The sequence below is a fragment of the Arthrobacter sp. ok909 genome, from assembly GCF_900104405.1.
Classification (GTDB): domain Bacteria; phylum Actinomycetota; class Actinomycetes; order Actinomycetales; family Micrococcaceae; genus Arthrobacter; species Arthrobacter humicola.
Window position 1 is genome coordinate 88,171 of record NZ_FNJS01000012.1, and the last position, 14,881, is coordinate 103,051.

General features: G+C 67.3%; 15 protein-coding genes. 8 read left to right on the forward strand and 7 right to left on the reverse strand.

All coding sequences use genetic code 11. The features are described from left to right. Positions 1-2: 2 nt before the first annotated feature. The 4 genes from BLR03_RS11840 to BLR03_RS11855 all read right to left on the reverse strand — a co-directional run bounded on the left by BLR03_RS11840 (position 3) and on the right by BLR03_RS11855 (position 5,087). On the reverse strand, positions 3-2,096 hold the full coding sequence (locus BLR03_RS11840; RefSeq protein WP_091252769.1) for a glycosyltransferase: 2,094 nt from the start codon (positions 2,094-2,096) through the stop codon (positions 3-5). Between the two features lie 11 nt (positions 2,097-2,107). Beyond that, a complete protein-coding gene (locus BLR03_RS11845; protein ID WP_091252861.1) occupies positions 2,108-3,208 on the reverse strand; it encodes a hypothetical protein in 1,101 nt (366 codons plus the stop codon). A gap of 99 nt (positions 3,209-3,307) precedes the next feature. Next, complete coding sequence (locus tag BLR03_RS11850; RefSeq protein ID WP_091252771.1) at positions 3,308-4,306, reverse strand: glycosyltransferase family 2 protein; 999 nt, start codon at positions 4,304-4,306, stop codon at positions 3,308-3,310. A gap of 1 nt (position 4,307) precedes the next feature. Next, positions 4,308-5,087: a glycosyltransferase family 2 protein gene (locus BLR03_RS11855; protein ID WP_254788430.1), complete on the reverse strand. Its 780-nt coding sequence runs from the start codon at positions 5,085-5,087 to the stop codon at positions 4,308-4,310. Positions 5,088-5,475: 388 nt separating this feature from the next. Here BLR03_RS11855 and BLR03_RS11860 point away from each other — a divergent pair, with 388 nt between their 5' ends. Continuing rightward, positions 5,476-6,453, forward strand: a complete 978-nt coding sequence (locus tag BLR03_RS11860; protein ID WP_091252864.1) for a glycoside hydrolase family 16 protein — start codon at positions 5,476-5,478, stop codon at positions 6,451-6,453. Positions 6,454-6,526: 73 nt separating this feature from the next. On the opposite strand, the gene BLR03_RS11865 is transcribed toward BLR03_RS11860, so the two are convergent. Next, positions 6,527-7,633 carry a metallophosphoesterase gene (locus tag BLR03_RS11865; RefSeq protein WP_254788432.1) on the reverse strand — a complete coding sequence of 369 codons (1,107 nt, stop codon included), beginning with the start codon at positions 7,631-7,633 and terminating at the stop codon, positions 6,527-6,529. Between the two features lie 336 nt (positions 7,634-7,969). Between BLR03_RS11865 and BLR03_RS11870 the strand changes: the two genes are divergently transcribed. From BLR03_RS11870 to BLR03_RS11880, 3 genes are all read left to right on the forward strand, one after another. Further along, on the forward strand, positions 7,970-8,524 hold the full coding sequence (locus BLR03_RS11870) for a YceI family protein (protein ID WP_091252773.1): 555 nt from the start codon (positions 7,970-7,972) through the stop codon (positions 8,522-8,524). Between the two features lie 103 nt (positions 8,525-8,627). Continuing rightward, entirely contained in the window at positions 8,628-9,044 is a 417-nt protein-coding gene (locus BLR03_RS11875) for a YccF domain-containing protein (protein WP_091252775.1), read from the forward strand. A 72-nt stretch (positions 9,045-9,116) separates the two neighbouring features. After that, the gene (locus tag BLR03_RS11880) at positions 9,117-9,590 is read left to right on the forward strand and encodes an SRPBCC family protein (RefSeq protein ID WP_091252778.1); all 474 of its coding nucleotides are present in this window, start codon (positions 9,117-9,119) and stop codon (positions 9,588-9,590) included. A 68-nt stretch (positions 9,591-9,658) separates the two neighbouring features. Here BLR03_RS11880 and BLR03_RS11885 read toward each other — a convergent pair whose 3' ends face one another. Then, positions 9,659-10,528: a DUF4031 domain-containing protein gene (locus BLR03_RS11885; protein ID WP_091252780.1), complete on the reverse strand. Its 870-nt coding sequence runs from the start codon at positions 10,526-10,528 to the stop codon at positions 9,659-9,661. Positions 10,529-10,695: 167 nt separating this feature from the next. On the opposite strand from BLR03_RS11885, the gene BLR03_RS11890 reads away from it, so the two are divergent. The 4 genes from BLR03_RS11890 to BLR03_RS11905 are packed head-to-tail and all read left to right on the forward strand — an operon-like array spanning position 10,696 to position 13,802. Continuing rightward, the gene (locus BLR03_RS11890) at positions 10,696-11,106 is read left to right on the forward strand and encodes a TOBE domain-containing protein (protein WP_091252782.1); all 411 of its coding nucleotides are present in this window, start codon (positions 10,696-10,698) and stop codon (positions 11,104-11,106) included. Continuing rightward, positions 11,103-11,885: a molybdate ABC transporter substrate-binding protein gene (gene modA / locus BLR03_RS11895; protein WP_091252784.1), complete on the forward strand. Its 783-nt coding sequence runs from the start codon at positions 11,103-11,105 to the stop codon at positions 11,883-11,885. Before BLR03_RS11890 ends, modA begins: the two co-directional genes overlap by 4 nt. Before the next feature lie 7 nt (positions 11,886-11,892). Then, entirely contained in the window at positions 11,893-12,756 is an 864-nt protein-coding gene (locus BLR03_RS11900) for an ABC transporter permease (RefSeq protein ID WP_254788434.1), read from the forward strand. Next, on the forward strand, positions 12,753-13,802 hold the full coding sequence (locus BLR03_RS11905) for a sulfate/molybdate ABC transporter ATP-binding protein (protein WP_091252786.1): 1,050 nt from the start codon (positions 12,753-12,755) through the stop codon (positions 13,800-13,802). Before BLR03_RS11900 ends, BLR03_RS11905 begins: the two co-directional genes overlap by 4 nt. 124 nt (positions 13,803-13,926) lie before the next feature. On the opposite strand, the gene BLR03_RS11910 is transcribed toward BLR03_RS11905, so the two are convergent. Further along, a complete protein-coding gene (locus BLR03_RS11910) occupies positions 13,927-14,418 on the reverse strand; it encodes a carboxymuconolactone decarboxylase family protein (protein ID WP_091252787.1) in 492 nt (163 codons plus the stop codon). Between the last annotated feature and the right edge of the window lie 463 nt (positions 14,419-14,881).

A 14,881-nucleotide genomic window follows, 5' to 3' on the forward strand; every position in this document is an offset into this window, starting at 1 on the left:
ATTCAGGTCGGCTGGTGCCGCGCCGCTGAAGGAATTTCGCCTGCGGTGGCGGCGGGCTTCACTCGGGTCAGGGTGACCAGACGCCGAGCAGCGATCACTGACGCTGTCGCTTGGGCGACGGCCCAGAGCACGGAGACGCCGGTGAGGCCGTAGTTGACGGCGACGGCCGCGGCGGGGGCCACGACCAGGACGGCGGCCAGAGTGGCGACCACTGTGGCTTCGAAGAGTCGCCCTTGGGCCCGGCACAGCCCGTAGTAGACCTGCGTAACGCAGCTCAGGAGGAGTGCCGGAACGAGTACGGGAAGAAGGACCCACGCGGACGCATACTGCGGCCCGAGGAAGCCCAGTAGCAGGGGCCCGGCAACCACCAGGATCAGGCCGGCCACGAGAGTCAGGACCAGGCTGGCCCGGAGCGCTGAGGCGACGAGGCCCGGCCGCGCCCGCGTTCCCGCGAGGGCCGTCTGCAGGGTGAAGCCGGCTGACTGTGGGACGAAGAACACGGCGGAGGCCATCATCCACACGATGTACCAGGCGGCAGTGGAGGAGGGACCCAGGGTGGACGCGACGATGAGCGGAAGCAGGTAGCCCGGTGCGCGGTCGGCGAGCATGAGGGCGTGGTTGGGAAGTCCCGGTTTCAGGAGTTTCAGGGCCGGGCCGGGCCGGAGGCCACCCTTCCAGTCCGGGGATACCTTGGCCCGGGCAAGCTGGCGAAACCCCACGAGGACGCTGGCCAGCGCACCGGCCGCAACGGCGCCGACAACGACGGACAGGTCCCGGATTCCGACGGCGAACCCGGCGGCCAGGAAGGCAAGCTGCACAAGGCTCTGCACCAGGCTCCGGACCAGGGTGCGGTCGGCGCGTTGCTGGGCCACGCCCACATGATCCAGCTGGTACGCGCTGGCGGCCAGGAGCGCCGTGGCCAGGAACAGGACCGTGACCAGGGGATCGTTCCACGCCTCGCCCACGCCTGTGCCGAGCCACCGCGTGATGACGACCAGCAGGCCCGCGCCAAACAGGGAAGACGTAGCGACGGTGAGCAGGCTGGTGGCGACGAGGCGTCGGCCGCCGTCAGTTTCCGTCGGAAGCAGTGTCAGCGTGGCGGGGCCGACGCCGAGCATCCCCAGCTGAACGGTCAGGAGCGCCGCAGACACCACCGCGGATCCGAGGCCTATTTGCTCTGCGGGCAGGACGAGGGCCGCCAGCGCCCAGAATAAAAAACCCGTGATCATTGGCGCGATCCGCGCGGCGGCCAGCCAGGCCGCGTTCCCTCCAACCGAAATGGGCTTATGGGCAGGGCGCAGAATCTCGCCGAACATGGCGCGGTAGTTGTAGAGGAAGAATCCCATCCAGTACGGCAGGAAGCGGGGAGCCTTGAAGAGGGACAGGCCCACGCCCCGCACTGTGGCCAGCAGGGGCAGTATCGCCATCCAGCCGGCACGGCCCGGATGCTTTCGGACGGTTCGGGCCATTCCGGCCCCGTCCTGGAGCCACTGGTCGCGGGCGTAGTCAAACGTGTCGTCGAACCGGTGCCTGACCACCACGGAATCGGAGACGCCAAGCCGGTACCCTGCCTGTTCCAGGCGGATCCTGAGCTCCACATCTTCCCCGGAGCGGAAGTCGTCGTCGAACCCGACCGAAAGCAGCACGTCGCGGCGCATCAGTGTGGCACTCACGCCGAACCAGCTGCGCACCCGGCTGTGGTTGTGGTGCCAGGCCAGCGCCGCGCCCCAGTACCCGGGGCCGTCGGCTTCGCTGGCCAGACCGAACTGCAGTCCGTCGTAGCCGCCGGACTCGAATTCGTCCAGCAGCCGGCGCAGGCTGTCCGGCGGAAGGACGACGTCGGCGTCGATCAGCGCGACTACCTCACCAGTGGCGGTTCGGGCGCCGAGCATGCGGGCGGCCGGCAGCCCGCGACCTTCGTCGGAGATGACGGTTGCCCCGCACTCGCGGGCGATTGCGGCGGTGTCATCCGTCGAACAGCCGTCGACGACGATCATCTCGTGCGGATGTTGGCTGCGGATTGACTCGAGGCACTCGCGCAGCCAGGCTGCGGCATTGCGCGCCGGAACCACGACCGACACCTTCAGATCGCTCACGTGGGCTCGCCTCACTCATCCAGTTTTGAGCGGACCAGGTTCGCGATGTAGTCAGAGGCCTGGTCCGCGGACCAGGCTGCGGGCAGCCGCAGAAGCCAGCAAGGAACGTCCTCCAGAGCCCGTCGCACCACGGCCGCTTTTTGGCCGAAATGATCCTCCAGCGGGACGAGGCTGGTGGCACCGAGGGCCTCGACGAGCCGCCGCGACACCATGGGCAGTTCCGAATGGAAGTTGCCGACGACCCGGGACGTCATCCACTCGGCACTTCGTGCTTCCAGCCGTGCGTCCGCGCCGTCAAAGCGTTCAAGGAAGATGGCGAGCTGGGTCGGCGCCGCGGAGGAGATCCGCTGCGCTCCGAAGACGTGCTCCGGCTGTACCATGCGGTGTTCGGGGGACCATCGCCGCGTGAAGGCGGCCGTTCTTGGATAGCGGACAATGACCGGGTGGACTGCCGTGGCCAGGTGGGCCACGGGTTTTGTCATCCATCCGGGGGCCAGGGGCTTGCGGGTCCCCCGGAACATGTCCGGGTAGATGGCACGGTGGTGGGGTTTGATGAACATCGGTTTGGCGTAGCCCATGAGCATTCCGCCGGCGCCCATGAAGGCCCAGTCGTCGGCCATGAACCGCACATCGGGCATGGCGACCAGCTTCGCCACCGTGCTGGTCTTTCCGACCCCGCCCCAGGCCGGGAGGAGGACCCCGGAACCGCGGAAGTCCACCACCGCGGCGTGGATCATCGCCGTCTCCTCCTGAACGCACAGACGGTCCAGCAGCGGGATAACAGAGGTCAGGAGTTCACCGGCGCCTTCGACCCGGTAACCGTCTTTCGTCTCGATGATCTGGACGTGGTCTGCTGGGATGTAGAGGGAGTCTCCGGTGAAACGGTAAGCATCCTCCGCGTGCGACTGGCTGGAAATCGGCGATATCTGTCCGCCGACGGTTATCCGCCGTGGCGCAGTGGAGTCCCCCAGGAACGGGGCGAACATATCCCGCAGTTGCGGTTCACCCGGCGTCCCGGCCTCCACATCTATGCCTACGATCCCGTGGACGTCGAAGGAGACTCCTGCAGAAGCACTAATCGGCTGTTTCACGTCGCGTTCAGACTGGCTCATGATCCAAGCTTTCTGGGGTCGGGGTCCTGCGGTCAGGTGGTTCAGGGTGCAGATGATGCACCGGGCGGTGTACGGGGACGGATGCGTCATCTGCTCGGTTCACTGGACTTCCCTCCAGGCATCTTCCGCCGACACCGGGGCCGGTTTCAGCGGGACGGTTGCGGCAGGCAGGCGGCGGCCGCGTACATAGCCGGTCGCGGTGGCCGCGAGGACGGCGATGATGACGGCCGCCCTGCCGAGTCCGGCCGGGTCTTCGCCGCGCAGCCAGCTGCGGATTCCGGCAAACACCGCCCGGGGCAGGACCTGCCGCACGTAGCGCCGTTCGGGGCCTAGTGCCCGCTTGTGGCCGACCACCCTGCTGACCTGCGCTTTGGAGATCCCTTCGGACCAGGAGCGTGCCAGCATGTAGCGCAGCGTGCCGCGCGTGGCAGGGACGTGGTGATGCACGAGGGCCGCGGGTTCATAGACCACCCGGGAGCCGGGAGCGCCGATTACGGCGCGGATGCATAGCTCGGTCTCTTCGCAGCCCAGCGGGGTGGCGTCCTGGCGTCCCAGGGCTGTGTTGAATCCTCCGACGCGGCCCAGGACATCGGCTCGGAAGGACATGTTCGCGCCAATGACGTTGCGGACCTCGGCGGCGACTTTAGGCATTCCCCGGTACGTGCACCCGACAATCCAGTCGAGCTCGTTGGCGAAGTGGCCCGGCCGTCCTGCTTCCCAGAGCGGTTCCACCCGGCCGCCCACGGCCAGGACGTCAGGGTCGTCGTAGAGGGCGACGAGCCGCTCGATCCAATCCGGCGCGGCCTCGGCGTCGTCGTCGAGGAACGCCACGATCTCTGCCTTGGCAACGGAGGTTCCGGTGTTTCGGGCGCCGGAGAGGCCCTTGGGGCCGCTATTCTCGACAATTACTGCATCCGGGACGGTAAAGATCAGCCGCTTGTAGAGGTCCACGTTGTAATCGACGACGACGATCGTCTGCTTGGGCGGGACGGTCTGGGTGCGCACCGAGTCCAGGGCGCCCATCAGCATGTCCCACCGGTCCTCCGAATAGGAACAAATCACCACAGATACTGCCGGCAAGACTGAATGCTCGGACATCTTATTCACCTGCCCTTATGCCCAGAACGCTGCTGGGATCGGTGGGGACGTGTGGGAACACCACGCTGGGGTACTTGTACTTGACTCTTCGCAGGGCCTCGGGGCGGGCTCCGGCGGTTGGAGCCTCCCAGCTCACGCGCTCGCGGGCAAGGGTGCGCAGAACCCGCCAGCCGTCCCGGAAGGTGTGCAGGTTCGACTGCCCGGAGATGCGGGAGAGTTCATGGCTGGGAACCTCGGCAATGCGCAGGCCTGCCCGTGAGGCCCGCACAATCAGTTCCGTTTCAATCTCGAAGCCATCCGACTTTAGCTCCAGAATGTCAACGCATTCGCGGCGGAGGGCGATGTAACCGTAGCAAAGGTCCGAGTAGTCGCTGTGGAGAACGGCATTGGCCAGCCCGGTGAGCATCTTGTTTCCCCCGCTGCGCAGCCACGTGAGATCGTCTGAGCCGCCGCCCGTCACATAGCGTGAGCCTTTCACGAAGTCGTATTCGTGCTGGAGCGGAGTCACCAGCCAGCCGATCTCCTGGGGGTCCATGCTGCCGTCGCCGTCAAGCATGACGATGATGTCGCCGGAAGCCGCGGCAAAGCCGGCCCGCACCGCGTTTCCTTTGCCCGGGCGGGGTTCAGCCACCACCACGACGTCCAGGCGCAAGGCCCGCGCGACCTCGACTGTGGCGTCCAGGGAACGGCCGTCAACGATTACCACCTCATCCACGTAGGAGGGCATGCGCCGCAACACCCACGGCAGGTTCATTGCCTCGTTCAGAGTGGGAATGACCACACTGACGGAGGGATTTGCCGGAGGGGGCGTCGTTTGGGGGCGCGCGTTCGGCTTGAGATTCGGGATGGACACTGGCCTCACCACTCAATGACGTGTTTCTGCTCGCCTCAACTGCAGCGCTTCCCGGCTGCTCTCACCGAAAACTAGACCCAACGCTGACGCTTACAGTTGCCGACAACTTAGTAAATTACCCCAGGGTTAAAGTCTGGTCACGGCACCTTGCATTAACCTTGGATTAACTTGATGATTCAACTAAAATGGTCGGGAAACGGTTGATGGACCGATGCCTCCATGCCACACTGGCCGGATGCGGACATACGTGCGTAGGGGGCGCGTGCCGATAAATCGCCGTCGCCCCCTCACTTCCCGGGTTGTGCTGTTTCCCGCCATGGTTCTTGTCTCCGCCCTGGCGCTGGCCGGGTGCGGCTCCGATGCCGCTCCCCGCGGTGAGCGGCCGCTGTTCACGTCTGTTTCGCCCTCGCCGGCCGCTCCGTCAGCCGCCCAGCCGACCGGGTCCCCGTCCACCGGTTCCCAGCCGGCGGTCCCGACCGGGTCTGCCGAAGGCGGCGCCGCGACTGAGCCTGCTCCCCGCTCGGGAACCAGCCAGGCACCGCTCCCGGCCCGGACCACGGATGTGTCCATGACGGCTAATCTGCCAGGCTGGAAGCAAGTGTTTGTCGAGGACTTCTCCGCCGGCGACGTCCCGCTGGGCGGCTTCCCCGGCCCCCTCTACAGCGCACGATGGAGCGCCGGCTACAAGGACGGGACCCCGGACACTGCCGGGCAGAAGAACCCTGGAAAAACGGGCTACTATCCGTCGAAAGTCCTCAGCGTCCGCAACGGCTCGCTGGACTGGTATCTCCACACGGAAAACGGGATCACGATGGGGGCGGCGCCGATGCCCAAGATCCCAAACGCCAGCTCCAATCCGCCGCGGGACAACAGCCTCCTCTACGGCCGGTATTCGGTCCGCTACCGGGCTGACGCGCTGCCGGGCTTCAAGACCGCCTGGCTTCTGTGGCCGGACAGCGGCGTCTGGCCTCGGGACGGCGAAGTCGACTTCCCGGAAGGGGACCTCGCCAAAATCATTTACGGCGCCGTACATTACGACCGCAACGGCGCGGACGCCTTCGAGAAGCTGGATTCGGACCAATCCGTCACATCCTGGCATGTGGCCACCATGGAATGGAGCCCCGGTCGGATCGAGTTCTTCCTGGACGGACGGTCCTTGGGCGTCAGCACCAAGGCGCCGACGACACCCATGCACCTGATCCTGCAGACCGAGTCGTGTCTGACCGGCTGCCCCGCCCCGGAGGCCCAGGGCCACGTGTCCCTCGACTGGATCAGCGTCTGGGTGCCGGCCTGATTCTCACGGCTCTACCGGCTCGTGCAGGGGACGTGAAGCGGCCGTAGCCCGAAGGGCGCCCGGCACCGGGCCTTCACCTGCGGCGGAGGGTGAAGGAATCCGTGAAGGTGTATCCCTCTGCCGGAACGAAGCGGGCCGCCAGTTGGTCCGCCGTCGCCGTGACATCGAGTGTCCCGAAGGCCGGATCCCGGTTCTTTCCGGACGTGCTGGCGAAATAGCCCATTTCCGGGTCATCGGATTTCACGTTGTAGAGTCCGACGCCGCCGACTCCGACCGTAGCGAACACGGTTCCGGAGCCCTGGTTCATGGAGTTGCCGGTATCGGCCAGGCAACCGGAGGTGAAGCTGGCGGGAACGAGTTCCGCGCAGTCCCCGCCCGTGGCCAGCTGGTGGGTCCGCTGATAGATGTGGTCGTGGCCGGACAGGACGAGGTCCACTTTTTTGTCGATTAGCATGTTCGTGAAGTCCTTTCCCGCCTGGCAGCCATAGTTGCCGACGCTCAGACAGGGGGTGTGCATGCCCACCACCGTCCACGGGATGTTCTGCGATTTGGCCCCGTCGATCGCGTCGGCGGTCCAGCGCCAGCGTTCGCTGTCCCTCGAGTAGTCCAGCGGCTCGCCGCCCCGGAAATCGATGCCGGGGGAGACCATAATGAAGCGGACCACGGGATTCTGCTCGGGAACATCGACGCGCCATTGCGTCCCGTATTCGCCCTGGAGACCAGGCAGCCTGTTGGGCAGGCACTGGACAAATTTCTCGATGTCGCCCTCGTGGCCGTCGCTCTCGTGGTTCCCTGTCACCAGTTGGTACGGAAAGTCCCCGCCGAGGCGTGCGGTGACCATGTCGCAGAACTGCTGTTCGATGCCGGCTTTGTACGTGAAGTCGCCGAGGGCGAGGTTCAGCTGGGGGCGGAGGCCGGCAACGACGTCGAGCACTTTCTTGGCGCCTGTACTGACGCCGATATCGCCTTGGGCGGTGAAGTGCACGGCTTCGCCGGGCGACGGCGCGGGGCCCGACGTCGGCGTGCCCGGCGCCGGTGCCGAACCCGACGACGGCGTGCCCGGGCTTGGGCGCGGTGCGGGTTCCGGCGGCCCGGGCTGGCAGGCGGAAAGCAGCAGGCTCAGGATCAGCAGGCAGGCGCCCAGACCGGCCTTGCCACGTTTCCCCAGGGACCTGGCCACGATTCCTCACATCACTCGGTTAATCAGGACTGTGTTAGGCAGCACTGTGCGAATAGTTCTGCGAAATTGGGTGATTGCCCCGCGTTTATAGGCCAGAGTAACCCGGCCGTGGAGTGAAGGCCAGAGAACGCGTTGGCCCCAGGCCGGGGAATCACGTGCCGTCCCGGTCGTCCGATCAGGCGCCGTCACAGGTGCCGGAAGTCCGGAATCCGCACGCACGGCGTCAAGTGCCTGCGGGACCCTAGCCCGGGATGGGGTTCCTCGTTAGCATGCAGGGTGGGGGAATACCCCGATCGCTCTGGCGGGACAGCCCGCCCCCGCTCGAAGGAGACCATTGTGACGTTGCCCGAAGGTTTGACCCCCGGAGTGTGGACACTGGACATGTCCCACAGCGAAGTCGGTTTTAGCGTCCGCCATGCGGGCATCAGCAAGGTCCGCGGCCGCTTCAACGAGGCCTCCGCGGAGGCCCGGGTGCGCGATTCCCTGGCCGACGCGAGCCTGCACGCCACGGTCAAGACCGCGAGCTTCGATTCTGGGGACGCCAACCGCGACAACCATGTCCGCGGCGCCGACTTCTTCGACGTCGAGAAGTACCCCGAAATGACCTTCCGGGCCACCGGGATCCGGGGCGACGGGGAGGACTATGTGCTGACCGGCGACCTCACGATCCGCGATGTCACCAAACCTGTCGAGCTCGAAGTTGAATTCACCGGGGTCGCGGTGGACCCGTTCGGCGCCACCCGGGCCGGCTTCAGCGCAGAGGCGGACATCAGCCGCAAGGAATTTGGCCTGACCTGGAACGCCGCCCTGGAAGCCGGTGGGCTGCTGGTCAGCGACAAGGTCAAGATCAGTGTTGAAGCGGCCATGGTCAAGCAGGCCGACGCCTCATAACCGGTCGGCCGGAAGCGGTACCTGGGAGTCAGCTCCGAAAGCCGGGGATTATTCCGGGCCACCCCTCAGGCCGAATGCCACTCCCACGGGCGAGAATGGAACCATGAAGACACTTCTGAACATCATCTGGCTGCTCTTTGGCGGCCTGTGGCTGGCCCTCGGATACTTCTTTGCTGGAATCGTTTGCTGTCTGCTGGTCGTCACCATTCCGTGGGGCATCGCCTCGTTCCGCATCGCGTCCTATGCGTTGTGGCCGTTCGGCCGCATGGTGGTGGACAAGCCCGGCGGACACGGCGCGTTTGCCCTGCTGGGCAATGTCATCTGGCTGCTGGTGGCGGGCATCTGGATCGCGATCGGGCACGTTGTCACGGCCTTCGCCATGGCCATCACGATTATTGGCATTCCGCTGGCGATCGCCAACCTCAAGCTCATCCCGGTCTCGCTGATGCCCCTGGGCAAGCAGATCGTCCCGAGCAACACGCCCTATGTGACGGCCTACAGCCACGACCGCCGCTACTAGGGCGGCGGCGCAGCCGGCGGAGCCTGGCGGGCACTTCCGCCACCGGATCCACGGAAATCGAGGGAGAGGATCATGAGCGAACTGGCGTCCGGGGACACAGACCTCATGCTGGTGATTGTCCGCGAGTTCAGGGCACCGATCCGGGTCGTCTGGTCCGCGCTGACGGACCCGGACCAGGCTCCGGAGTGGTGGGGCCCGCGCGGCTTCCACGTCCCGCGCGAGAGCATCGACGCGGACTTCGAAGTCGGCGGCCTGTACCGCGCTTGCATGATCCAGGACAGTACCGGGCAGGAATTCTGGTGGAGCGGGGTGCATACGGATATCGAGCCGCCGCAGCTGTTTGTGTTCACCCATGCCTGGGACAAGCCGGACGGCACCCGAGGCTTCGAAACCGAGGTAACCATCCAGCTGGACGAGATCGACGGCGGCACCCAAATGACGTTCACCCAGGGCCCGTTCGACTCCGCGGCCAGCCGCGACCGCCACGGCGAAGGGTGGCGGGAGTCGTTCGACCGGCTGGCGAATCACCTCAGCGTGGCCGCCTAAGCCTCACCGCTGAGCACGGCCACGCGTCCCTGCTGGCGGCGGCTGCTACGGCGCCGCGGGTACGCCGTTCACCCGAGTTCGCCCTGCAGGTTCCGGCGGGCAGCCTCCAGCCACAGCCCGCGCCCGCGGTCAGTGTGAAACAGCGGATCAAGCTGCAGCAGCTGGCGGACGACGGCGGCGCGGCCTGCCGCGAAGTCGGCGTCGCCGATGTGGGCGAAGTCCTCCCTGACGGCGGCCAGATAGCGGGCGTAGGCCTCCGGTTCCCCGCCGAGGACGGAGAGATCGGCGTCGCTAAGCAGGGCGCCGGCGTCGTCGCCCGACTCCGGACGGTGGTCCGCCGTCAGCAGCACCAGACGCACCACCTCGTCCACTTCGTCGGCAGGGAGGCCGGCGTGTCCGAGCCGGTCTTCGGCCAGCCGCGCCGATTCTTCCTCATCCTGGCCCGCGACGCCGCGGTACACGGCGTCGTGGAACCACGCGGCCAGCACCACGGCCCGTGGCGGACCGGCCGGGTCGCAGAGCAGGTCCAGGGCCTCCAGCACGGCCAGCAGGTGGGTGCGGCCGTGGTATTTCCGGTGCTCCTCGCCCCAGCGGTCCAACAGGTCCAGGAACAGGGCGTCGTGGCCCGGCAGTACCTCGTTCCAGCGGTTCAGGAGCGGGACCCGGAGGGACTTTCCGCGCCGACGGGCAGGAATCCGCAACCCGCTGGCAATCAGCTTCCGGACCAGGACCCGGCCCTCCACGGGGACAGCGCCCGCCGCCACCAGGGCCTCGTACCGGGCCTCAGCGACGTCATAGTGGTCGCCGTCGAACGCCCGCCCGGGAATGCCGGCGGCCGCGGCGAAGGCGTGCAGCTCTTCAAGCGACGTGTCCGACACGAGGTGGGAAAAGCGGGTTCCGTGGGCAGGCCAAAGCGGAGGATCGACGTAGACGGCCATGGAGGCAGTCTAGCGCCGACCCCCGGGACCGGCCCGGGCGTCGGACGTGCGCCAGCCGGAACTGCGCCGGCCCGGCCCCCGCTGGCCGAGACGGCTCCGGCTCACAAAGTCTGCCTATGCGGATATTTCTCAGTGAAAAAACCGCAAATGAGGAATAATATGGACTTATGCCCAAGATTCGCGTCTCCGAAGCAGCCCGATTTCTCGGCGTTAGCGACGACACCGTCCGGCGCTGGATCGAACAAGGAAGCCTGACCCCGCTGAAGGATGATTCCGGCCGGCTGGCCGTGGACGGGCTCGAGCTCGCGCAGCTCGCCCGGGAACAGGCCCAGCTTCCGGAGGACCCTGCCCGGGTGGGCAGCTCCGCCCGGAACCGTTTCGTGGGACTCGTGACCGCCATTACGGCCGATACCGTGATGGCGCAGGTGGAGCTACAGTGCGGGCCGTTCCGCGTCGTGTCGCTGATGAGCAGCGAAGCCGTGCGAGACCTCGGGCTGGAACTCGGCTCCGTCGCCACCGCCGTCGTTAAGGCCACCACCGTGATCATTGAAACGCCCAAGGGAAAGAGCCTCGCATGAGCCTCCGCACGAAGATCGCCGCCGTCGCCATGGCTGCAGCCATGGCCGCTGCCGCCGCCGGTTGCGCCGCGTCAACCGGCCAAAATCCCCCGGCAAGTGACTCCGGGAAGACTCTCACCGTGTTCGCCGCAGCATCGCTGAAGGCACCCTTCACCAAACTCGCCACCATCTTCGAGGAAAGTCACCCGGGCGCCAAAGTGGCGTTGAGTTTCGCCGGGTCATCCGATCTCGTCACCCAGATCAGCCAAGGAGCCCCCGCGGACGTTTTTGCCTCGGCGGACACCAAGAACATGGCCAAGCTCGCTGACGCCGGCCTGTTGGACGGTGCGGCCGCGAATTTTGCCACCAACGTCTTGGCGATCGCCGTCCCGCCGGCCAACCCCGCCTCGATCGCGTCCTTCGCCGACCTTGCCCGTCCCGGGGTTCGGGTGGTGGTCTGCGCCGGCCAGGTCCCCTGCGGTGCCGCCACTGCCGCCGTCGAGAAAGCCACCGGCATGACGCTGAAACCGGTCAGCGAGGAGTCCTCCGTCACCGACGTCCTGGGCAAAGTCACCGCGGGTGAGGCCGACGCGGGCATCGTCTACGTCACGGACGTCAAGGCTGCCGGTGACAAGGTCAAGGGGATTCCCTTCGCTGAAGCGGACAAGGCCATCAATACCTACCCCATCGCCACAGTCGGTTCCAGCAAGAATAAGGAACTGGCCGCGGCCTTCAATGCGCTGGTCACCGGTGCTGAAGGTAAAAAGGTCCTGAGCGATGCCGGGTTCGGCGCACCGTGAGACGCGCATGAGGCACGGCTATCAGGGTGTCCCGCGCTGGATCTACGTCCTCGCTGTGGCGGGGTCCCTGTTCGTCCTGCTGCCCCTGGCCGCCATCGTCGCGAAGGTCAACTGGGCGGAGTTTCTGCCGCTGGTCACGTCGGAATCGTCCCTGACCGCGCTGGGATTGAGCCTGCGCACCTCCGCGGCCAGCACGGTGCTGTGTATCGTGCTGGGCGTGCCGCTGGCTCTCGTCCTGGCCCGCGGGCAGTTCCGCGGTCAGCGGCTCCTCCGCTCCTTCGTGCTGCTGCCGCTCGTCCTGCCGCCCGTCGTCGGCGGCATCGCGCTTCTCTACACTTTTGGCCGGCAGGGTCTGCTCGGCCGCTCGCTGGAACTGGCCGGTATCCAGGTCGCCTTTTCGACGACGGCGGTGGTCCTGGCCCAGACCTTCGTCGCACTGCCCTTCCTGGTAGTGAGCCTTGAAGGGGCGCTGCGCTCGGCCGGGAGCCGGTACGAGGCCGTCGCCGCGACTCTGGGCGCCCGCCCCACCACGGTGCTGCGGCGCGTAACCCTTCCCCTGGTGCTGCCCGGGTTGGCTTCCGGCGCCGTGCTTTCGTTCGCGCGCAGCCTTGGCGAATTCGGCGCCACGCTCACGTTTGCCGGCAGCCTGCAGGGCGTCACCCGGACCCTGCCGCTGGAGATCTACCTGCAGCGCGAGACCGACGCCGATGCCGCCGTCGCGCTGTCCCTCCTTCTTGTCGCGGTGGCGGTCGCCGTCGTCGGGCTGTCCTACCGGCGCCCCGGGACGGCCGGCGGGCGGGGATTCAGCGGGGCTGAACGCGCAGCGCGGGACGGGGCGCCGGAGCCGGCGCCGGAGAGAGCGGCGCCGTGAGTGTCCGGATTGACGCCGCCATTGCCGCCCGCGGCTTTGACGTGTCCCTGAGCCTGGCGCCGGGGGAAACCGTCGCCGTGCTGGGCCCCAACGGGGCCGGCAAGTCCACGCTGCTGTCAGTCATTGCAGGCCTGCTCCGGCCGGACGCAGGGAGGGGCGACGTGGACGGCAAGGTCCTGTTCGACCTCAGTCCCGCGACGAACACCTGGACGGCGCCCCACCGGCGCGGCACTGTCCTCCTGGCGCAGGAGCCGCTGCTGTTTCCGCACCTGAGCGCGCTGGACAACGTGGCCTTCGGCCCCCGCAGCGCCGGCGTGGCCAAGGCCACGGCCCGGGAAACCGCGCGGCACTGGCTGGCCGAAGTAGACGCCGTCGACCTCGCGTCCCGGCGGCCCGGGGAACTCTCCGGAGGCCAGGCACAGCGGGTGGCCGTGGCACGGGCGCTGGCCGCCGACCCCGAGGTGCTGCTCCTGGATGAACCCATGGCGGCCCTGGACATCCACGCCGCGCCGCTGCTGCGCCGACTGCTCAGGCGCGTCCTCGCCGGGCGCCGGGCCGTCATTGTCACCCACGACGTCCTGGACGCCTACATGCTCGCCGACCGGGTGATCGTCCTGGAAGAGGGCAGGATCACCGAGGAAGGCCCGGTCCGCGAGGTGCTCCAGCGCCCGCGCAGCCGATTCGCCGCCGGTCTCGCCGGGCTGAACCTGGTGGCCGGCACCGTTACCGCCGCCGGTATCCGGTCGTCCGAGGGGCTGGAATTTGCCGGTCAGCATGATGCACCGCTGGTCCCCGGGCAGGCAGGCGTGGCCGCGTTCCCGCCGTCGGCCGTGTCCGTGTTCCTCTCCGAAGCGCACGGCAGCCCGCGGAACTCGTTCCGGGTGAGGCTTACGGACCTCGAGCCGCACGGGGACCAGATACGGGTCCGCGCCGGCGAGCTGGCGGCCGACATCACTCCGGCCGCCTCCGCGGACCTCGGCCTGGCGCCGGGGCTGGAGGCCTACTTTGTGGTCAAGGCCGCGGCGGTGTCCATCTACCCGGCGTAGGTTGCTGTCTTGGCGGGGTGTGGTTGGCGTGGATGGTGCTGGTCAGTCCCGGGCCGGTCAGCTGCGGGCGGCGCGGACCGGGCGGCGCGGACCGGGTGCTGGCTGGCCGCGCCTATCTTGCGGGTCAGCCGCGGGCGGCGCGGACCGGGTGCTGGCTGACGATGGAGACACGGTTGAACGCGTTCATCGTGATCGCCAGCCAGCTGACGGCGGAGAACTCCTCGGCTGTCAGGTGCTTGCGGGCTTGGGCGCCCTCGCGGTCGCGGGCGTGGGCGTCGGCGATGGCGGTGATGGCCTCGGCCAGAGTCAGGGCGGCCCGTTCCTTGTCGGAAAAGAGAGCGGTGTCGCGCCAGGCGGGAAGCACAGCAAGACGCTGGGCCGACTCGCCGTTCTTGACTGCATCGCCCACATGCAGGTCCAGGCAGTAGGCGCAGCCGTTGATCTGCGAAATGCGGACATTGAGCAGCTCGATCAGCTTCCCGTCCAGGCCAGCCTCTGCGGCGGCTTCCTTGGCTTTCAGGCCCAGACCGTTGAGCGCGCGCCAGGCGGCAGGGTGTTCCTTGTCCAGGAAGACACTCCGGTGCCCGGGATTCTGCGGTGCCGACGTCTCGTTCATGGATTCCACAATACCGACGAGCTTCCGCGTGCCCCGGAGCGTCGTGTGACAATTTTGTCAAACATATGACAAGCTTTGGAGGTGGGAGTGATTGGTCCGGCGGCTGGTTCCTTGGGGGACCCGGCCGCCGTGCCGCTCCTTCCCGGCCGGCACTCCTTGCCAGCGGGCTGGCCCTGCCGAGTTCTGCCAAGCGCTGCGGGGCATGCCCCGCGTCCGGACTTGGTTGCGAGGATAAGTCCTGTGGCTGCGCCGACTCCGGAGGACATGTCCAGTGGTCGCCTGCCCCAGCCGTGGACATGTCCAGTTTTGAGGTCCACGAACGGGCATGAGGGGAGTATGTCCCCTCATGCAGGTCAGCCGCGGGCATGTCCCGCGGTTACGAGCGTCAGCGGAGGACATGCCCCGCTGTCACACGGTGCTAGGGGGCGAGATGTCCAGCCTTCAACGCGGTGCGGAGGGTGAG

Excerpts from the sequence above, each read along its gene's own strand:
- BLR03_RS11875 (WP_091252775.1), top strand. The coding sequence starts at position 8,628 with ATGAAGACACTTCTGAACATCATCTGGCTGCTCTTTGGCGGCCTGTGG.
- BLR03_RS11880 (WP_091252778.1), top strand. The coding sequence starts at position 9,117 with ATGAGCGAACTGGCGTCCGGGGACACAGACCTCATGCTGGTGATTGTC.
- BLR03_RS11910 (WP_091252787.1), bottom strand. The coding sequence starts at position 14,418 with ATGAACGAGACGTCGGCACCGCAGAATCCCGGGCACCGGAGTGTCTTC.
- BLR03_RS11885 (WP_091252780.1), bottom strand. The coding sequence starts at position 10,528 with ATGGCCGTCTACGTCGATCCTCCGCTTTGGCCTGCCCACGGAACCCGC.
- BLR03_RS11845 (WP_091252861.1), bottom strand. The coding sequence starts at position 3,208 with ATGAGCCAGTCTGAACGCGACGTGAAACAGCCGATTAGTGCTTCTGCA.
- BLR03_RS11860 (WP_091252864.1), top strand. The coding sequence starts at position 5,476 with ATGGTTCTTGTCTCCGCCCTGGCGCTGGCCGGGTGCGGCTCCGATGCC.
- BLR03_RS11890 (WP_091252782.1), top strand. The coding sequence starts at position 10,696 with ATGCCCAAGATTCGCGTCTCCGAAGCAGCCCGATTTCTCGGCGTTAGC.
- BLR03_RS11850 (WP_091252771.1), bottom strand. The coding sequence starts at position 4,306 with ATGTCCGAGCATTCAGTCTTGCCGGCAGTATCTGTGGTGATTTGTTCC.
- modA (WP_091252784.1), top strand. The coding sequence starts at position 11,103 with ATGAGCCTCCGCACGAAGATCGCCGCCGTCGCCATGGCTGCAGCCATG.
- BLR03_RS11900 (WP_254788434.1), top strand. The coding sequence starts at position 11,893 with ATGAGGCACGGCTATCAGGGTGTCCCGCGCTGGATCTACGTCCTCGCT.